The sequence below is a fragment of the Microcoleus sp. F4-D5 genome (genome assembly GCF_036704885.1).
Lineage (GTDB): Bacteria > Cyanobacteriota > Cyanobacteriia > Cyanobacteriales > Microcoleaceae > Microcoleus.
Window position 1 is genome coordinate 49575 of sequence record NZ_JAUBSX010000022.1, and the last position, 17221, is coordinate 66795.

A 17221-nucleotide genomic window follows, 5' to 3' on the forward strand; every position below is an offset into this window, starting at 1 on the left:
GGTGCGCCGACCCCTGCACCATACGGTGACTGTATTATCAATTATCAATTACCAATTACCAATTACTAATTACTATTTACCGATTACAGATTACTAATATTATGTATTTGAAAACGCTGCACCTACGGCAGTTTCGGAACTACTTCGATCAAAAGGTAGCGTTTGACGCTCCCAAAACCATTTTAGTAGGAAACAACGCTCAAGGAAAATCTAACTTGTTAGAAGCGGTAGAGTTGCTTTCTACATTAAAAAGCCACAGAGTAGGGCGCGATCGCGATTTAATACTCGACTCAAAGCCTAGCGGGCAAATTGATGCTACACTCGAACGCCAAACCGGAGCAATCGACTTAGCTTTAACTCTTCGCTCTGCGGCGCGTCGGACACTGAAGCTCAACGGTGAACCGCTGCGCCGCCATTTAGATTTTTTGAGCATTTTAAATGTAGTGCAATTTTCTTGTTTGGATTTGGACTTAGTGCGCGGCGGACCCGAAGGAAGGCGCAATTGGATCGATCGCCTAGTCATTCAGTTAGAACCGATTTACGCTCACATTTTGCAGCAGTACAACCAAATTTTGCGCCAGCGAAACGCTCTGTTGAAACGTTCTAAAGAAATCAGGAAAGCGGAATTTTCCGAAAATATTGACAAAATGCGCTCTATGGAATATGAAAATCCCGAACAAGAAAATAGAAAAGAATTCCCCATTCCCCATGAACCATTCCCCATGAACCATTCCCCATTCCCCATTCCTAGTTCAGAATTAGCTTTGTGGGACGCGCAGTTGGCGACAGCGGGAGCTCGCGTGATCCGCAGGCGCGATCGAATTTTGGAGCGATTGATGCCTTTAGCTCGAAATTGGCACCGTTCAATTAGCGGTTCCACAGAAGTTTTAGATGTGAAATACGATGCTAATATTGAAGTAGGTGCAGAATTAATCGCTAAAGACAATCTCGAAGGGGTGCGGCAAGCATTTTTAGAGAAAATTCAAAAAAGGGCGATCGCAGAACAGTTTCAAGGAACCACTTTAGTCGGCCCCCACCGCGACGATATTACATTTACAATTAACAGTACCCCAGCTCGTCAATACGCATCCCAAGGCCAGCAGCGAACTCTGGTATTAGCATTAAAATTAGCCGAATTGCAGCTTATTGAAGAAGTCGTCGGCGAAGCGCCTTTACTGTTGCTCGACGACGTACTTGCAGAACTAGATCTGAGCCGCCAAAATCAACTTTTAGAAACAATTCAAGAACGATTTCAAACTCTGATTACTACAACTCACCTAGGCGCTTTTGATGCTCAGTGGCTGCGACAAACCCAAATTCTCTCCGTCGTTGCCGGACAAATCAATCGATTTTAGATTTGAGATTTTAGATTTTGGATTGACAAATTTTGTGTTTCATGGTAAAGGTACAAAAAAATTGAAAATTTGGCATTATTAGCTGAATTCGAGATAGGATAAAGGTTAATTTTGATTGCCGCTTTCGCTGCCATTTTCCTAAACCTTATGAAGCATTACATTTCCCGTCTGTTAGCCCTGGTATTAGTTGTTGTCATCGGCATAGCAGGCTGTACCAATGTTCCGGCAACTCTGAGTGGAGATTACGGTCAAGATACATTAGCATTAGTGAAGAGCTTGAGAACAGCGCTCACTTTGCCAGAGGGCACGCCGGAAAAAGCAGCCGCTCAAGCCAAGGCTCGCACAAGCATCAACGATTTTTTTGCTGCCTACCGCCGCGATCCCGCTCTTACTAAGCTGGCATCTTTCACGACAATGCGCACGGCATTAAACTCTTTGGCAGGACATTACAGTTCCTATCCAAACCGTCCCGTTCCTGAAAAGTTGAAAAAGCGTCTTGAGTCAGAATTTCAGCAGGTTGAAGCTGCTCTCAACAGAGAATCTTAATCTCAAAATTTAGGGATCGAGATAATTTTAAAGATTCATCTTTCACCCTTGACAGTTGAGTGTTAACAATTTTTAGTAGAAATATCAACTGCTTTTAGCGCCCACTGTACCCAGGCGCTTTTTTATGCAGAATTTAGTGAAAAGATACTGAAATATTCAACTGGATATGATTTCAAGTTCGGGCCTTTTACCCATTTTACTCTTTAGTATGCTGTGGAGGGACTTCGTTTGTACAGTAGCGGTTTTAAGCGGCGAGTGTTATCTTGCCTGCCGTTATTCGATCGCACATGATATAAATAGTCGCCAGACAGAATTTGCATTGTGCGATCGACTTGTGCCATAACTAGGTCAACCGAAAAAAGTAGAAAATTTGTAGCTGCTTGTTGAGCGCGATCGCATTTTTGCGCTCGCCACCCAATTTAAACCAGAAAACCCCATTCAATTCTCCCATGAAAATTGCACCAACTCGCATCGCGAATTTTCAACACCAGCGACGCTTTTTCAGTGCGGTAACTGCTGTTTTAACCAGTAGCTTCATCAGCCAGCTTGTTTGGCCGTTTATCGGAAATCAACCAGCTTTGGCCCAAACATCAGCCTATTGCCAATTATCCCAAGAACAGGTCAATCAAAAAGAAGACTTGCGCCGCGCCGCGCTGTCGGGAAAACGGGAATCTCAGCAAGCATATTTTGCTGTTTTGAACAAACACGCGCGGGAAATAGCAGAATGCCGCCAAAAAACTTGGCCCGAAACCCAAGCAATTTGGCTGCGTTTGTATCCCTGCGATGTCAGACCCGGAGAACTCGATCGAGTATTAGACAAAGTTGTGAATAAAGGCTACAACCAAGTCTATGTCGAAGTGTTTTACGATGGTCAAGTGCTGCTCCCAGCAGCCGACAATCCAACGGCTTGGCCTTCTGTTGTGAGAAATCGCGGTTACGAGAAATACGATTTGTTAGAAAAGGCGATCGCCAAAGGCAAACAACGAGGTTTAAAAGTTTACGCCTGGTTATTTACAATGAACTTTGGCTATACCTATTCTCAGCGTCCCGACAGACAGCAAACCCTCGCTATCAACGGTAAAAATCAGACAAGTTTAACAGTAAGCGAATACGCAGCAATTAACGAGGACTTCGGAGAAGTTCCGGGCAATCAAGCCTTTATCGATCCGTACAACCCGCAAGCACGGCAAGACTATACTTTGTTAGTAAATCAAATAGTCAAGCGCAAGCCGCAAGGAATGTTATTCGACTACATTCGCTATCTAAGGGGCATCGGACCCGCTTCAGTTGCTACCAAAGTTCAAGACTTGTGGATTTACGGCCCAGCATCGCAGCAAGTTCTGTTGCAGCGGGCTAACAATCAGCAAGGGCGAGATTTAATTCAGCGATATTTGACTAAGGGATTTATCAATCCTAATGACGTTCAAGCAGTAGTCAAACAGTATCCAACTGAGCAAGAACCTCTTTGGCAGGGTCGAATTCCGCAGGCGATGTCAGTAGCAACTACAGCTTCTAGAAGTCAGAATGCCGCATCCAGATCTGCCTCAACAAATCCCGCCGCTAACAAGCCAAACCCTGCAACTCCCACACCAAAACCGACACCACGACTTCCCGATACCGGCACTCTGCAAAAAGACCTGTGGAAACTGAGCGTTGCTCACGCAGTCCAAGGGATTTTAGAGTTTTTTGGCATAGCAATTCAACCAGCTCAAAGGATGGGAATTCCTGTAGGAGCAGTGTTTTTTCCCACTGCAAATCAAGCGATAAATCAAGGGGGATATGATTCGAGATTGCAGCCTTGGGACAATTTTCCGGCTGCTGTGGAATTTCACGCCATGTCTTACGGAAATTGCGGGGATGTAAGCTGCATTGTGCCACAGGTGCAGCGCACTGTGAGTTTAGCGCCTGCGGGAGCAAAAATCATTCCTGCCATTGCTGGAGATTGGGGAAAACCTCTCAAAAATCGGCCGTCTTTGGAGATTCAAATGCGGGCAATTCGCTCGGCGACTCCGCAAATTAATGCGGTGAGTCATTTTGCTTTTGGGTGGCAAGAACCGGAGGATGAAAGGGCGCGGCAAACTTGCCGATTGTAGATATATTCCTGGACGCAAAGGGTGTCATCACCTTGTTTTACGGTCGTCGCAAGAGCATGAAAGGGTAGACTTTTGAGCAATAAACCGGGTTTTTTTATCGGAATCAGCGGCGAATCACGATTGATTTGCCTAAGAAAACCCGGTTTTTGCCTAAGTCTTGCTGGAGTACGATCGACCTTTTGAAAAAAAAATAATTTACCAAACTTTGAAGCTGGCAGAACAATCAGGCATAATGAGATTGTTCAAAATAAATCCTATAACTGATGAGTCCCAAAGGCAATAAAAAACGGGTTATTAAAACCGTTATATTTATCGGATTGACCCTCACAATTTCTCTGTTGTCGGAAAACAAAAAAACCGCCAATTCAAATCCGCTAATACCGATCGCACCCGTTGAAAATCCCCCGCCAAACCTCCTGAAACCCCCAAAACTCAAAACACCCCCTTCTCCCCCCGCAACTCCCTCTCCCAAACCTCCCGAACAACCTTTAGTCTTCGCACCGCCGGCGCAATTTCGCAGCCAAATTGTTTATAAAGCCAGTATTAACAACTCAAAAGTTATCGCCCTGACATTTGACGATGGCCCTTCGCCTGAAACTTTGAAAATATTAGAAGTTTTGCACAAACATAACGCAGTAGCTACATTTTTCTGCTTGGGTGCAAATTTGCGGGAGTATCCAGAAATTGCGAAAAGAATTGTGCAAAGGGGAAATGCGATCGGCAATCATACTTGGCATCACTATTCTCACAATGTTACCGAAAAAACAGCATCAGATGAAATAGATAATACTGGCGTTCATATTTATCGATCGACAGGGGCCAAAAGTTTCTTGTTTCGCCCCCCGGGCGGGCGCTTAAATAACGGTTTGGCAGATTACGCTAAAAAGAAAAATTATGTAGTGGTGATGTGGTCGATCGACCCTAAAGACTTTCTGCAACCTCCGGCCGCTGCGATCGCCCGTAGCGTGCTATCCCAAGCTTCAACGGGGGCGATCGTCTTGTTGCACGACGGCGGCGGAAATCGCCAGCAAACAGTCGAGGCGCTATCTGCAATTATTCCCAAACTCAAACAGCAGGGATATCGTTTTGTAACCGTGCCGCAATTGCTGCAAATGCAAGCAGCACAAAAACAGTGAATTGCCGATCGCAAATCCCCATAAACAAACATCTGGGCCAAATCTGCTCGATCTGCATTTCATCTGCGTTCATCCCCGTTCATCTGCAGTCATCTGCGGTCAAAAATCCCAAGAATGCTAAACTTATTAATAACCATAAAACCCTTTATTAATAATCATAATGCAAAAACTTATATCAAGAGATATCAACCTCCGCTATCTAATCGACAACTTCGGTTTACAGCGAGTTCGCACCAGCGAATTTTTCCGAGAATGGCAAGAAAACTTACCCGAAGTAACAGACGCAGAAAAACAATTACTCGATCGCGTTCAAGACATATACTTCAACTTGGTAGATAACCCGCCTGTATTGGAAAATGCAGTCAAGCTAACAATCATCAGCCCCATTTTGTTTATTGCCGGTCTGTATGAGTCTCCTTTTCAAGTCAAGGCCGAAAAGTCGATCGCCATTCAAGAGGAAGACGAAGGCAGAATCATCGAAGGCAGAATAGATATCCTAATTATGAAAGCAAACTTGTGGGTGACAGTAATTGAATCCAAACAACTTTCGTTTTCAACTGACGAAGCACTTGCCCAACTCCTGACATATATGCTGGCATATCCGAACCCAGAAAATCCTACTTTTGGGATGATTGCCACAGGTGCTAACTTCTCTTTTGTCAAGTTAGTTAGAGGCGAAACTCCCCAGTATGCGCGATCGGCGGAATTTGTTATTTCCAATCCCGGCAATGAATTGTACCGCGTTTTGCAGATTTTAAAACGCCTGAGTCAACTGCCAGACTAGCAATAAAAGCCATTTTGAGTTATCTTTCAAAGCAGACAATATCTAATATCTCAAATTTCAAACTGATGCGAGCATGGTAAATTACTCTATAGTCGGCGCTGTGGCAATAGGTTCTGTCTGCTGGGCAGAAATAATACGAGACTTTTATCACGTCGTGTCCCATTATTGGGCACCCCTGCAAAAGCTGCACTCTTGGCATCACCGCGTTTTCCGCCCGAATTTGACCCCCGTCAGCGAGACAATTTACAAGCAAGCACACTGGCGTCACGACGTGCCCGAAGCTGCGGCGATGATGGTTTTGGGCTTGTTGCTGTGGGTTGTAGCTTATTTTTGGCTGCCGGAATATCACTGGGGCGCAGCAGCGGGTTGTATTTATACTTTAGGCTTTTTGTTGAGCGCGATCGCCCGCGGGTGCGGCATCAAAGGTGCAGACAAATTAACCGACATCACCCACCAACCGGGAGACTTCCTGACTCCCCCTGGCAAGTGGTTAGTTAATAAACCTTATCACTGGCGGCATCACTTCGACAATCAAAATGCTTACTATTGCGGTACTTTCACCTTAATAGATAAACTTATGGGTACAGCACTTTCTCTCAAAGGCAAAACTGTAGCCGTCACCGGTGCATCCGGAACTTTAGGGCGATCGCTTCTCAAACACCTGCACAAAGCTGGTGCAAAAGTTATCGCCCTCTCATCGGGAAATGAGGAAATTACTTTGAATGTAGAGGGCGAAAATTTACCTGTAAAAACCGTAACTTGGCAAACTGGTCAAGAGGCAGACTTAGCCCTATTGTTAGAAAAAATCGATATTCTCGTCATCAATCACGGGATTAACGTACACGGAGAAAGAACAGGAGAGGCGATCGCAAACTCATACGAAATTAACACTTTTTCCGCGTGGCGGCTGATGGAACTCTTTTTCTTAACAGTCCGCACTAACGAAAACATCGCTTGCAAAGAAGTCTGGATCAACACTTCCGAAGCAGAAGTAATTCCCGCTGTCAGCCCCCTCTACGAACTCAGCAAGCGCGCCCTGGGAGATTTAGTCACCCTGCGCCGGCTGGACGCGCCCTGCATCGTTCGCAAACTGATTTTAGGGCCGTTTAAAAGCAACTTAAACCCGATCGGCATTATGTCTCCCGACTGGGTAGCGCAGCAAATTGTCAAACAAGCTAAAGCCGATGTTCGCAATATCATCGTCACAATTAATCCTTTGACATTTATAGTTTTTCCAGTCAAAGAATTTTTTGTTTCTCTTTACTTCCAAATCTTCAGCCGGAAAGCGGTTTCAGAGATTAAAGAATCGGCGGCATCGAAAAAATCTAGTGCGGAAGCAAAAATTAATTGACAAACAAGAAACCCGGTTTTTTATTAGATAAACCGGGTTTCTAACTTGGGATGTAATACCAAATTCGGCTTTAATACCCCTTTTATTCTTTAGTCGCTCTCTGCTGTGACCAAAGTTTGTATAGGATTGGTGTCAAATGCCGAGTCTTGCTTAATTACTAACCTCAGCCATTTCAATCACGCGACCGTCGTAATCCTTGACCAAAAAGTTTAGCGGCTTTTCCCGGCGAATTTTATAACTAATGCCGCGAGTTTGTACCCTCATCAATAGCTGATCCAAACAATCGCGATCGAAACAAACGTGACGCGGGCGATTTTTTTCCCCTACACCGGCCCCGCTAATAATGTGCAGTTGGGTATTTTTCATCAACTGATACCACAAACCCTCGGGACTCCCCATTGTTTGAGAGGTCGTTGCCCTCCCGACATTCGGCGACAAATACAGCGGATCGATACCAGTTGTCCCCAAAGTTTGCTCGTAATTGTAGTAGTAGTGCAGCGGCACTTCTGCTACGGGCAGGTTTAGCATACCTTCATAGAACTCCCTCGCTTGGCCGAGATCCGATACCATCACCGTGTGTACCTTCGGAGCACTGGTGAGAAACATCCACATCGCCCCCGCATAGGCGGCCAGCAGCATTACCATAATCCCTTGAGTCGAAAACAAGCTGTCCAGGGGCAGGGACGGCAAAAAAGAGCTCAAGTACAAAGGCCGAAGTCCAAAAGCAATAAAACTAACTGCTAGAGTCATGAATTATAAGAAAGGGTAAACAACGAAATTTATCAAGATTGCAGTCGCGATCGCCCGCGAGACTTAAACTATTAGCTTAGCCATCTATGTTAGCAAAAACTAGCGGTTAGGCCTTACCCGATGAAAGTCTTTGTCTACGGCACTCTCAAACCCGGGGAGTCCAACTACCTCCGCTACTGCGAAGGAAAAGTTGTGGATGCTTGCCCCGCGATCGCCCGCGGTCAACTTTTTGCCCTGCCGATCGGTTATCCTGCGATGGTGGCCGGAGATGGCACAGTCTGCGGTTTTCTCCTCTGTTTCGCAAACCCGGCTATTTTGGACGATTTAGACCGATTGGAAGATTATCATCCCCTGCGGGAACCGACACAAAACGAATATCAGCGGCAGGAAATCGAAATCTTCGATCGACATCTCAAACCTTTAGGCACAGCTTGGGCTTACTTCATGTTACCCGATCGCGTTCGTTCCCTAGGAGGCATCTGGCTGCCCCACGGCAGGTGGGAAAATCGGTTTTTCGCCAAATAAAGTGGTTAATGCCGATGAGCTTAGTAAATTGCCATTGCAGTGCGATCGGATCGAACCTGTAACCGTAACCCCGAATAGTTTTAATAAACTGCGACCCAGTAGCATCAACTTCAATCATTTTCTTGCGAATCTGACCGATATGTACGGTAACAACTTTCTCTTCTCCTGTGTCGTCGCAGTTCCACCCCCAGATTTTTTCGATTAGCTGTTGGCGACTCCAAGATTGACCGGAATGACTGGCCAAAAAATACAAGATATTAAATTCCAAGGCTGTTAACTTGATAATGCGATCGTTGAGTGTTGCTTCCCGACGCGCTGAATCGAGCGCGAATCGATCGAATACAATACATGATGGAGTGACAGGCCTCATGCGTCTCAACACAACTTCTATACGAATTGCCAACTCTGCCAAACAAAAGGGTTTGCAGATATAGTCATCAGCGCCTGCAGACAGGACTTTAAGTCGATCGGCTTCGTCTGTGCGGCTGCTTAACACGATGCAAAAACATTAGTACGGCGCTGCATTTCCTAGCAGAGGAGATCACCTGTAGTATCCGGCAAATTCCAATCGAGAACTACTAGCAGTGGCTTGAATTTCTCAAACAATGCTAAAGCAGTCTCGCCATCTGCGGCAGAATCTACTTGATATTTATGAGTTAACAAGCGATGAATTAAATTGCGGATGGATGGGTCATCATCCACAACGAGAATCTTGGGAGTAGTATCAACAGTCATCACCAAAAACTTCCTTTCTGTTGTCAATTTAAAGTTGCTAATTACAGAACAGCTTTACTCAAGCATAAATCCCAGATCGTTCCAAATAACTGGCAATTCTTCAATCAACTTGGCTTGGAGGTCAAAAGGCTCTCCCATATCCCAAATGTTGACTTCTAGGCGTTCGTTAAATACGGTTATTTCAAGGTCGATCGGAGTTTCTAAGGGCATATTTTTGTGGGCGTGGCGAACAGCATTCGTAAACCCTTCGATCGTAGCAAGTTTGCACTGCTGCAAAACTGCTTCGGGAATGGGTAGATACTCTAATTGTTCGACCCACCCTAAAACTCGCTCGACACTCTTGAGATCAGTATTTAGTTGAAGGTGAATTGTTTTAATTAGCTCGTTAGAAGTTCGATAAAATGGGCTATCTAGTTGCTTTTCAAACCGAAAATTAAAACCATTCAAAAAATTGATTGCCTGCTTAAAAAAAACAAAGTTAGTAGTAGGTTCCGGTGGTATTAGACCGGGCTGAAAATATTTCACAATTAACAGACAGTTTCGCCCCTCATCAGTGCGGGTATAACTTAGCTCATCGGCAATTTTGCTAATGAGTTTTATACCTATTCCACCTGACGGTATTTCATCTATATTATCTCTCATCTTGCGCTCCTTTTTCATCATTTAAGGGAATTTTTTACTTGCAAAAAAGAGTGGCATTCTGAACAATAAATTTTGCATGATTTATGCCTAACTTTTGCCGTATGCCGTGCACTTGTTGTCAGGATCATTGTCTCTTTGTTGCTGTGGTCTTGACAAACTCAGTTGGCGATCGCTAAACTGAGCGAAAACTGACATTAACAATTAGATAAGTAAATTATATAATGACTACCCTCAAAGCCTCAGAAGAGGGATTAGTAAAAATTAAGCAAGCAAGAAGAGAAAGGGGATCGACGATAGAAGACCCCAGATGGTTAGTAGAAGCTAGTCAAACATTAGAACCCGATCGAACTTGGACAGAAGCCGGGCCCTATGCCGATGGCCTCTCCCTGCCAACTTGGAGGCGCTTTTTAGGAGGAAGAGAACCCATTAAAGCTAATGCTTTCAAGGCTTTCTGCACGGTTTTGCAGTTGAATTGGGAAGAAATTGTCGATCGTCCTCCTTTAGCCCCCCCTTACCAAGGGGGGGTTGGGGGGGTTAGAGATTTTGGCCAACAGCATATTGATTTGGTCGTGGAAGAGATACGGCAAAAATGCCACAGCAAAATCCAACAGCTTTACAGCAAAATGCAACTGTTGGATATTGCACAGCCCGTCGAACTCAGCAACCTCTACGTTGAAGTAAACATTTTGGAGGAAATTACCAGTTGGCAGCCGGGAGAAATTCGCGATTTACTCAGAGACTTCAACCCAGATGCAGATAACTTTAACCGCTTGGGTTTAGGCAAAGTGCGCCAGAAACGAGTACCAGGATTGGATGCGGTGAAATCTCACTCTAAATTGATGGTACTCGGCAAACCTGGTTCCGGTAAAACTACTTTTTTGAAACACATCGCCATTCAGTGCGATCGCGCCAAATTAGAAGCAAATAAAATACCGATTTTTATCTCTCTGAAAAACTTTGCTGAAATCGCTAATGTTAATTTATTAGAATATATCAGCGATGAATTTGCTAGTTGCGGAGTTGAGGCGCGATCGCAAACTGAATCTGTACTCAGTCAAGGCAGAGGACTGATTTTGCTGGACGGCTTAGATGAAGTGACCGAATCAGATAGCGATGCAGTCGTCAGACAGATTCGTCAGTTTGTCCAAAAGTATTACAACAATCAGTTTATTATTACCTGTCGAATTGCCGCTGCTAAGTACCGATTTCACGACGAAGCCTTTACCTGTGTTGAGGTAGCCGATTTTAATTGCGAGCAAATCGCTGCCTTTGCGATCAATTGGTTTGTGGCATTTTCCCATAATCTGGACGCAGGGAAAGCTTTAGCATCTCAATTTGTAGAAAACCTAAAACAGCAAAAAAATCAGCAAATCAGAGAACTAGCAGTAACGCCAATTTTGCTTAATCTGACTTGTTTAGTATTCCAATCTAAAGCAGATTTTCCATCCAACCGAGCCAAGTTGTATGAGGAAGGCATGGAAATTATGCTCAGAAAATGGGATGAAACTAGAGGCATTCAACGGGATGAAGTTTATCGCGATTTGAATTTGTGCCGCAAGAAACATTTACTTGCTTTTGTGGCAGCTACTACTTTTGATCGGGGCGATTACTTTTTCGAGAAAAATCAAATCCAACAAGTGATTGCCGATTATCTAGCTAACTTGCCAGATGGCACAACTGACCGCGTTCAGTTAGAAATAGATAGTGAGGTTGTCTTGAAGGCGATCGAGGCACAACATGGATTATTAGTGGAGAGGGCAAGAGGGATTTATTCGTTTTCTCATCTAATATTTCAAGAGTATTTTACTGCTAAAGCAATTGTTGACAATTATGAGGCACACTCTTTTAAAAAACTGGTCATTCACATCACCGATAAGCGCTGGCGAGAAGTCTTTTTCCTGGCGGTTGGGATGTTGCAAAAAGCTGATGACTTGTTGCTGTTAATGAAACAGCAAGTTGATGTACTCGTCGCTGATGATGAGCAGTTACAGCAATTTCTAAAGTGGGTAAACAAAAAATCCCTTTCTGTTGATTTTCCGTACAAACCTGCGGCAGTGAGATTCTTTTACTTTTCCCTTCTTCCATCCCTTGAGCTTGCTCTTAATCGTAACCCTGAACGTTTCCTTGACCCAGCTCTTTACCTTGCCGTTAAACATACCTTTGACCCTGCTGTTGAATTTACCCTTGACCTTGTTCTTGACCTTGCCATTTTGCCTGTACTCGACGGTGCTATTGACCCAGCCCTTAGTCTTGCCCACGACATTCTTCTTGTCCCTCTTGTGGAACCTGAACTGATGCAAGCACTGCAAAAACTTAAGAAACAACTACCTCGATACCCCGGTCACAAGGAAATATTTAGAGAATGGTGGCAGGCTAACGGACAAGTTTGGACTAGGGAATTAAGACAAATCATAATTTCCTATCGCAATATAGGTCACGATTGGCAATTTAGCAAACAGCAGAATTCATTGCTGAGGAAGTATTACGATGCTAATAAATTGCTGGTATATTGCCTCAATAGCGGTTGTAATATATCTCCTGCTGTGCGCCAGGAAATTGAGGAGACATTGCTGTTGCCGATCGCAAATATCCAAAAAACAGGTCACAAGTGCGATCGCAATTAAGCGCGAGCGAGCGCCCCACAATTCGTGATTAGACAAGATTGCAAAAGTTGCCAACTATCTTGAAATTATCTGCGTTTATCTGCGTTTATCTGCGGTTTCCCTATCAATCAAAGATTTAGGCAATTAGCCAATCAAAACCCAGAGATTGTCAAAGGATATATCCACCTTGAAAAATAGGTAAAAACGGCAAAAGCCCCCTTTTTTAGGGAGCTTAGCAACTTCCGTTATTGCTCAAAACAGAAACCTTACTGCGCCTTTGGCAATTACTTTTGAGGGGTTCCTACGCCAAGTTTGGGAATATCCACGATTGGTGCATTCACCCCAAGCATCAAATCGTTGGGATTAACAATCTCTACCAGAGGCTCGTTCAAAGCCACAATCAAACCGTCAGATTCAGCAGGAACTGGCGATCGAGCAAACTGGGGCGCCAACCATTGGCGGCCGCCACCGACAGCAGACACCACCGCAATCAACAAAGCTGCGATTGCCCCTCCACGCCAAACCAAATTTCGTTTCGTCTTGCGTTCCACCCGCTGCAAAACCTTCGTCGCCAACTCCTGTGCAGATTGTTCCGCAGGAGGCACCGGCATTGTCTGAAAACTATGCTGCATCATCAGCAGTCGCGAGTACAAACGCTTCGTAGTGGGGTCATTTGTCAGCCAGTCCTCCACTTGCCGGCGTTCTGCAGCCGTCACTTCGCCGTCGAGGTAGGCACTCAGCAATTCAAAGCGATCGCGCATCATAGTAGTTACATTCCCCTGGGGATAATTTTTGTTAGCTTGAGTTTCAGCGAGTGAATCCCCGATACCTTGCTGATTCTGATTTTTATCCGATTCAAAGTTATAATTCATATTTCAAAATTGCTTTAATTGGGGGAAGAACGCAGTTGCGATTAGAATGATTTACTGCTTTTTTATGTTTTAAAATAGAACTTTTGACGTGACAGAAAACATCACCCAATCTTCTTGACCCGCCTCTAAAAACACTCTTGCTAATTACCATCTAGATATTTTTGCAATTCCAACTGCAATCTTTGGCGAGCTCTAGCAATTCTCGACTTGACAGTTCCCAGAGAAACTCCAGTCATTTCCGCTATTTCCTCATAGGCTAAACCTTCAATTTCTCTCAAAACAATTGTCGTGCGGAATACTTCCGGCAAATCTGCGATCGCCACCCGCAACTGGTCGTAAAATTCTCTAGTCGTCAAATCTTCATCAGGCCCCGGACTGTCGGCCGGAATTTCCCAATCAATCTCCCCATCTTCCAGAGCACGGGGTACGTCCAGAGAAAGCGGAGTTCGCACCCGCTTGCGCTTCCGCAACTCATCGTAAAACAAATTCGTGGCGATGCGACTCAGCCAGCCCCGAAATTTAACAGGCTCTTGCAAGCGGTTAATATTGCGGTAGACTCGAATCCAGACTTCCTGAGCCAAGTCTGCTCGATCCTGCCAGTCAGGGGCCAAGTGATAGAGAACCCTGTCTACGTGGGACTGATACCGCTTCAACAGTTCTGAAAAGGCATTGCTTTCAGGTCGATTTCCTTCCTGACACCGCAACACCAAGTCATAATTAGAGAGTTTTTCGGCTGGCAATTGCACTCTTTGAACGGTCGCCACAACCGCAGACCAGGACACGGAAATAAAGTCGCTCATCGGTGGAATTGGCTCATCGAACATTCCACAGTTTTTGACGCTTGCAGATCGTAACAAGTTCCCCTCTTCAATCTACAAATCTAAAATCTTAAATTTTAAATCCGTTGACTAATGCCCGACAAGCTCGCACGCTCCAATACTAACCCAACTGCTAGAACCGTCGGCCCAATGTTCCTTTTTCCAAATCGGTACATTGTGTTTGAGCGTATCTATCGCGTACTGGCAAGCTGCAAAGGCCGAGTCCCGGTGGGGACAGCCAACAGCCACCAGTACGCTGATTTCTCCCACCTGTAAGTGTCCGACGCGGTGGTGAATGACTACCCGATTGACATCGGCCCACTGGCGGCGGATTTCAGTAGCGATTTGCTGGAATACTCGCACGGCCATCGGTTCGTAGGCTTGATATTCCAGGGAAACTACAGCTTGACCGTCAGTTTGGTTGCGGACTGTACCGCTCATTATTACCACGGCTCCGTTCGCGGGGTCATCTGCCAAAGCGTATATTTCCTCTACAGACAACGGCGCTATCGTAATCGCGAAGCTGTCTGATTCATGGCATTGAGGAATTGTGCCGATCGAAAGTGCAGCGAAGGAGTTCATTGCCAAAGAAGTGTTGCTGGATATGTTAATCGATCTTGACACAAATCAAGTCGCCATGGATTTGTGTTGCATTCTTTTCGGGAACACCGGCAGGTCAATCTCGATCCAAATCTCGCAGCACGGGGGAGGACCCGACGCCATCGCCCCGAATTTCTGCACCAGTGCGATCGGCTACAATATGACTCACCAAAACCAAATTAAGACCGTGCTTGAAGACGAGCCGGATGCTTTTTTATCTAAATTAACTGCCGGTATTGCTGTAGTAACTCAATAAATAAGCACAACAATAAGTAGTGTCATTCGCAACTCAGTACAAGCAATTTCCAACCCCAATCCATAACTTTGTTCCCTTTTGAATGACACAGTTAAGTTTAATTCTGCCCTCCTACTTAATCCGCGTCGCGCAAATCTTTAGCAGCAGATGTAAACTTTATTTATTTTTTTGTTCCGGAAAGCTACTTAGATGACATGATATACCTGTGCAAGGTTGAGGCAAATTGGCGGATACTCGGCAACAGCAAGACCGTACTCCCTCATGTGCCTTTTCAGAAACATAACTTAATGGTTTGGGCTGTTAATTGAGGTTTCGACCTGAGTCTGCACCAACAAATGTTAACAACAATCACGAGGAAACTATGGAAGCACTAGCATTGAGCCACTCTTTTGTTGCTTATGAATCTCCAGAGTCCGAACTCCAAGTCAAGTCGTTAGACCAACTGGGCTTGAAGATTCCTAATTCTGCATGGATAGGCCTTGCAGGTATGGCAGTAGCCCTATCTGTTCTGGGTGTCCCAGGTGAAGCGCAGGCCGCAAGTTGCTACAAACGCTGTGGCCATCGCAGCCATCACAGCCATCACAGCTATGCCAAAGTTGTCACGAACGGCGGCCGACTGAATATCCGCAACCGCCCCACTAGCTGTTCTCATGTCATCGGCAAGTTATATTATGGAGACCACGTCAAATTGACCGGCCGTTACAGAAACGGCTGGGCCCAACTCAAAGGCGGCGGCTGGGTGTCTACTTCCTGGCTTTCCTAACTCTTAACTAGATCGCTTTACATTTCTAGAAAGAGTTTTAATCGTTACCCGGCCATACTGGGTAACGATTATTGTAAAGAGGCGATCCTGAAAATAATCGAATATCCGAAATTCATGACTAACAACTAACAGCCTAAACTTTACCGCCGCCGATCAGATAAAGTAATGCCATCCGCACCGCCACGCCGCTGGTAACTTGCTGAGAAATCAGGCTAAAGTGGGCATCGTCCATCAAATCAGAACTAATTTCCACGCCGCGGTTAACCGGGCCCGGGTGCAACACCTTCACGTCCGGCTTGCAGAGTTTGAGCCGATCGCGCGTAATCCCGTACAAAGAATGATACTCTCGTAAACTCGGCAGCAAATGCTCGCTCATCCGTTCCTTTTGCAGGCGCAAAGTCATCACAAAATCAGCATCGACCAAAGCAGGTTCAAGCTGCCAGTGCAAAAATAACTTGCCTTCCCTACCATCGCCGCACTCAGCAAACAACAGCGGCAGCAAAGTAGGCGGCCCGGCCAAATGAACCTCAGCCCCAGAAGCCGTTAGACTCCAAATATTAGACCTAGCCACCCGCGAATGCAAGATATCCCCCACCACAGCAATTTTTTGGCCCGCTAACAGTTCCAGCCGCGGACGTTCGGTATCTAACAGAGAACAAATAGTAAATAAGTCTAGCAAACCTTGCGACGGGTGTTCGTGCTGACCGTCTCCAGCATTGAGAACGCTGACTCTCGAACCCAATCGGTCCATTTCCGAGGCAATTGTGCTGGGAACTCCAGCTTGTTCGTGCCGGATCACCATCAAATCCGTTCCCATCGCCAGATAAGTCTTAGCCGTATCCAGAATAGTCTCCCCTTTCGTCAGAGAAGAACTTCCCGGCGTAAAATTCAGCGTGTCAGCCGACAGCCGCTTCGCCGCCAACTCAAAACTATTGCGAGTCCGGGTAGAAGGTTCAAAAAACAAATTCGCGACCACTTGACCCTGCAGGGCCGGCACTTTCTTCGTGCGGCGGCCGAGCACCTCCCGAAAACTGGCTGCTGTTTGCAGCACCGTATCGTATTCGTCCGAGGTAAAATCAGCCAGAGTGAGAATGTGTCGCCTTGTCCAAGTCATACAATTTTAGATTTGAGATTTGAGATTTTAGATTGACTCAATCAGAACGGAGGATGGGTTTGGAACTTCCTTGTACGCCCGCTCTGCTGTTGCTTTTGAATGTTCGATCGACATTTAGGGATTGCGATCAACAGTATCCAACAATTTTCGATCGCTTTTGCGGTCAGTAGAGTTATAATCAGCTTATGTAGCTATGACCCACTCTCACAGCGAACCCAGCGTCGAAGCTAAAACAGGTGCGGTTTACCCGCAGGAAAGCGGAAATTAGGCTGTAGCAG

At 45.5% G+C, this 17221-nt stretch carries 19 protein-coding genes; 10 read left to right on the forward strand and 9 right to left on the reverse strand.

All coding sequences use genetic code 11. The features are described 5' to 3' along the window. The first annotated feature begins 101 nt into the window (after window positions 1-101). Entirely contained in the window at window positions 102-1355 is a 1254-nt protein-coding gene (locus QUA80_RS12870) for a DNA replication/repair protein RecF (RefSeq protein WP_333424994.1), read from the forward strand. Between the two features lie 147 nt (window positions 1356-1502). Continuing rightward, window positions 1503-1901, forward strand: coding sequence for a photosystem II protein Psb27 (gene psb27, locus QUA80_RS12875; protein WP_333424996.1), 399 nt, complete (start codon window positions 1503-1505; stop codon window positions 1899-1901). Between the two features lie 203 nt (window positions 1902-2104). Here psb27 and QUA80_RS12880 read toward each other — a convergent pair whose 3' ends face one another. Further along, the gene (locus QUA80_RS12880) at window positions 2105-2242 is read right to left on the reverse strand and encodes a hypothetical protein (protein WP_333424998.1); all 138 of its coding nucleotides are present in this window, start codon (window positions 2240-2242) and stop codon (window positions 2105-2107) included. 108 nt (window positions 2243-2350) lie between these two features. Here QUA80_RS12880 and QUA80_RS12885 point away from each other — a divergent pair, with 108 nt between their 5' ends. The 4 genes from QUA80_RS12885 to QUA80_RS12900 all read left to right on the forward strand — a co-directional run bounded on the left by QUA80_RS12885 (window position 2351) and on the right by QUA80_RS12900 (window position 7265). Further along, a complete protein-coding gene (locus tag QUA80_RS12885; protein ID WP_333425000.1) occupies window positions 2351-3994 on the forward strand; it encodes a family 10 glycosylhydrolase in 1644 nt (547 codons plus the stop codon). Between the two features lie 263 nt (window positions 3995-4257). Further along, window positions 4258-5130, forward strand: a complete 873-nt coding sequence (locus QUA80_RS12890; protein WP_333425002.1) for a polysaccharide deacetylase family protein — start codon at window positions 4258-4260, stop codon at window positions 5128-5130. A 160-nt stretch (window positions 5131-5290) separates the two neighbouring features. Further along, window positions 5291-5914 (forward strand): restriction endonuclease subunit R, encoded by a 624-nt coding sequence (locus QUA80_RS12895; protein WP_333425003.1) that lies wholly within the window; start codon window positions 5291-5293, stop codon window positions 5912-5914. A gap of 73 nt (window positions 5915-5987) precedes the next feature. Further along, a complete protein-coding gene (locus tag QUA80_RS12900) occupies window positions 5988-7265 on the forward strand; it encodes a bifunctional sterol desaturase/short chain dehydrogenase (protein ID WP_333425005.1) in 1278 nt (425 codons plus the stop codon). 150 nt (window positions 7266-7415) lie between these two features. Here QUA80_RS12900 and QUA80_RS12905 read toward each other — a convergent pair whose 3' ends face one another. Then, window positions 7416-8015, reverse strand: coding sequence for a glyoxalase-like domain protein (locus tag QUA80_RS12905; RefSeq protein WP_333155246.1), 600 nt, complete (start codon window positions 8013-8015; stop codon window positions 7416-7418). Window positions 8016-8135: 120 nt separating this feature from the next. On the opposite strand from QUA80_RS12905, the gene QUA80_RS12910 reads away from it, so the two are divergent. Further along, window positions 8136-8540 (forward strand): gamma-glutamylcyclotransferase, encoded by a 405-nt coding sequence (locus tag QUA80_RS12910; protein WP_333425007.1) that lies wholly within the window; start codon window positions 8136-8138, stop codon window positions 8538-8540. Here the strand turns inward: QUA80_RS12910 and QUA80_RS12915 are convergent. From QUA80_RS12915 to QUA80_RS12925, 3 genes are read right to left on the reverse strand one after another with little or no spacing between them, the layout of a single operon-like run. Then, the gene (locus QUA80_RS12915) at window positions 8458-9036 is read right to left on the reverse strand and encodes a response regulator transcription factor (protein WP_333425009.1); all 579 of its coding nucleotides are present in this window, start codon (window positions 9034-9036) and stop codon (window positions 8458-8460) included. The genes QUA80_RS12910 and QUA80_RS12915 overlap by 83 nt on opposite strands. Before the next feature lie 32 nt (window positions 9037-9068). Then, complete coding sequence (locus tag QUA80_RS12920) at window positions 9069-9275, reverse strand: response regulator (RefSeq protein WP_333425011.1); 207 nt, start codon at window positions 9273-9275, stop codon at window positions 9069-9071. A gap of 54 nt (window positions 9276-9329) precedes the next feature. Continuing rightward, window positions 9330-9917, reverse strand: a complete 588-nt coding sequence (locus tag QUA80_RS12925) for an ATP-binding protein (protein WP_333425012.1) — start codon at window positions 9915-9917, stop codon at window positions 9330-9332. A 221-nt stretch (window positions 9918-10138) separates the two neighbouring features. Between QUA80_RS12925 and QUA80_RS12930 the strand changes: the two genes are divergently transcribed. After that, a complete protein-coding gene (locus QUA80_RS12930) occupies window positions 10139-12541 on the forward strand; it encodes an NACHT domain-containing NTPase (protein ID WP_333425014.1) in 2403 nt (800 codons plus the stop codon). 263 nt (window positions 12542-12804) lie between these two features. On the opposite strand, the gene QUA80_RS12935 is transcribed toward QUA80_RS12930, so the two are convergent. From QUA80_RS12935 to QUA80_RS12945, 3 genes are all read right to left on the reverse strand, one after another. Further along, on the reverse strand, window positions 12805-13392 hold the full coding sequence (locus QUA80_RS12935) for a zf-HC2 domain-containing protein (RefSeq protein WP_333425016.1): 588 nt from the start codon (window positions 13390-13392) through the stop codon (window positions 12805-12807). Window positions 13393-13532: 140 nt separating this feature from the next. Beyond that, window positions 13533-14192, reverse strand: a complete 660-nt coding sequence (locus QUA80_RS12940; protein ID WP_333240190.1) for a sigma-70 family RNA polymerase sigma factor — start codon at window positions 14190-14192, stop codon at window positions 13533-13535. A 108-nt stretch (window positions 14193-14300) separates the two neighbouring features. Further along, complete coding sequence (locus QUA80_RS12945; RefSeq protein ID WP_333425018.1) at window positions 14301-14792, reverse strand: molybdenum cofactor biosynthesis protein MoaE; 492 nt, start codon at window positions 14790-14792, stop codon at window positions 14301-14303. Between QUA80_RS12945 and QUA80_RS12950 the strand changes: the two genes are divergently transcribed. Both QUA80_RS12950 and QUA80_RS12955 read left to right on the forward strand, forming a co-directional pair. Beyond that, complete coding sequence (locus QUA80_RS12950) at window positions 14761-15066, forward strand: hypothetical protein (protein ID WP_333425020.1); 306 nt, start codon at window positions 14761-14763, stop codon at window positions 15064-15066. The two genes, QUA80_RS12945 and QUA80_RS12950, sit on opposite strands and share 32 nt — an antisense overlap. Before the next feature lie 376 nt (window positions 15067-15442). Continuing rightward, on the forward strand, window positions 15443-15829 hold the full coding sequence (locus QUA80_RS12955; RefSeq protein ID WP_333425022.1) for an SH3 domain-containing protein: 387 nt from the start codon (window positions 15443-15445) through the stop codon (window positions 15827-15829). Window positions 15830-15962: 133 nt separating this feature from the next. Here the strand turns inward: QUA80_RS12955 and QUA80_RS12960 are convergent, their stop codons facing one another. Then, window positions 15963-16943 (reverse strand): aspartate carbamoyltransferase catalytic subunit, encoded by a 981-nt coding sequence (locus QUA80_RS12960; protein ID WP_333425024.1) that lies wholly within the window; start codon window positions 16941-16943, stop codon window positions 15963-15965. Window positions 16944-17221: the final 278 nt, after the last annotated feature.

Bases quoted from the DNA above. Each gene is read 5' to 3' on its own strand.
- QUA80_RS12930 (WP_333425014.1), top strand. From the start codon at position 10,139: ATGACTACCCTCAAAGCCTCAGAAGAGGGATTAGTAAAAATTAAGCAA.
- QUA80_RS12885 (WP_333425000.1), top strand. From the start codon at position 2,351: ATGAAAATTGCACCAACTCGCATCGCGAATTTTCAACACCAGCGACGC.
- QUA80_RS12945 (WP_333425018.1), bottom strand. From the start codon at position 14,792: ATGAACTCCTTCGCTGCACTTTCGATCGGCACAATTCCTCAATGCCAT.
- QUA80_RS12900 (WP_333425005.1), top strand. From the start codon at position 5,988: ATGGTAAATTACTCTATAGTCGGCGCTGTGGCAATAGGTTCTGTCTGC.
- QUA80_RS12890 (WP_333425002.1), top strand. From the start codon at position 4,258: ATGAGTCCCAAAGGCAATAAAAAACGGGTTATTAAAACCGTTATATTT.
- QUA80_RS12920 (WP_333425011.1), bottom strand. From the start codon at position 9,275: ATGACTGTTGATACTACTCCCAAGATTCTCGTTGTGGATGATGACCCA.
- QUA80_RS12895 (WP_333425003.1), top strand. From the start codon at position 5,291: ATGCAAAAACTTATATCAAGAGATATCAACCTCCGCTATCTAATCGAC.
- QUA80_RS12880 (WP_333424998.1), bottom strand. From the start codon at position 2,242: ATGGCACAAGTCGATCGCACAATGCAAATTCTGTCTGGCGACTATTTA.
- QUA80_RS12910 (WP_333425007.1), top strand. From the start codon at position 8,136: ATGAAAGTCTTTGTCTACGGCACTCTCAAACCCGGGGAGTCCAACTAC.
- QUA80_RS12925 (WP_333425012.1), bottom strand. From the start codon at position 9,917: ATGAGAGATAATATAGATGAAATACCGTCAGGTGGAATAGGTATAAAA.
- QUA80_RS12905 (WP_333155246.1), bottom strand. From the start codon at position 8,015: ATGACTCTAGCAGTTAGTTTTATTGCTTTTGGACTTCGGCCTTTGTAC.
- QUA80_RS12960 (WP_333425024.1), bottom strand. From the start codon at position 16,943: ATGACTTGGACAAGGCGACACATTCTCACTCTGGCTGATTTTACCTCG.
- QUA80_RS12935 (WP_333425016.1), bottom strand. From the start codon at position 13,392: ATGAATTATAACTTTGAATCGGATAAAAATCAGAATCAGCAAGGTATC.
- QUA80_RS12870 (WP_333424994.1), top strand. From the start codon at position 102: ATGTATTTGAAAACGCTGCACCTACGGCAGTTTCGGAACTACTTCGAT.
- psb27 (WP_333424996.1), top strand. From the start codon at position 1,503: ATGAAGCATTACATTTCCCGTCTGTTAGCCCTGGTATTAGTTGTTGTC.
- QUA80_RS12940 (WP_333240190.1), bottom strand. From the start codon at position 14,192: ATGAGCGACTTTATTTCCGTGTCCTGGTCTGCGGTTGTGGCGACCGTT.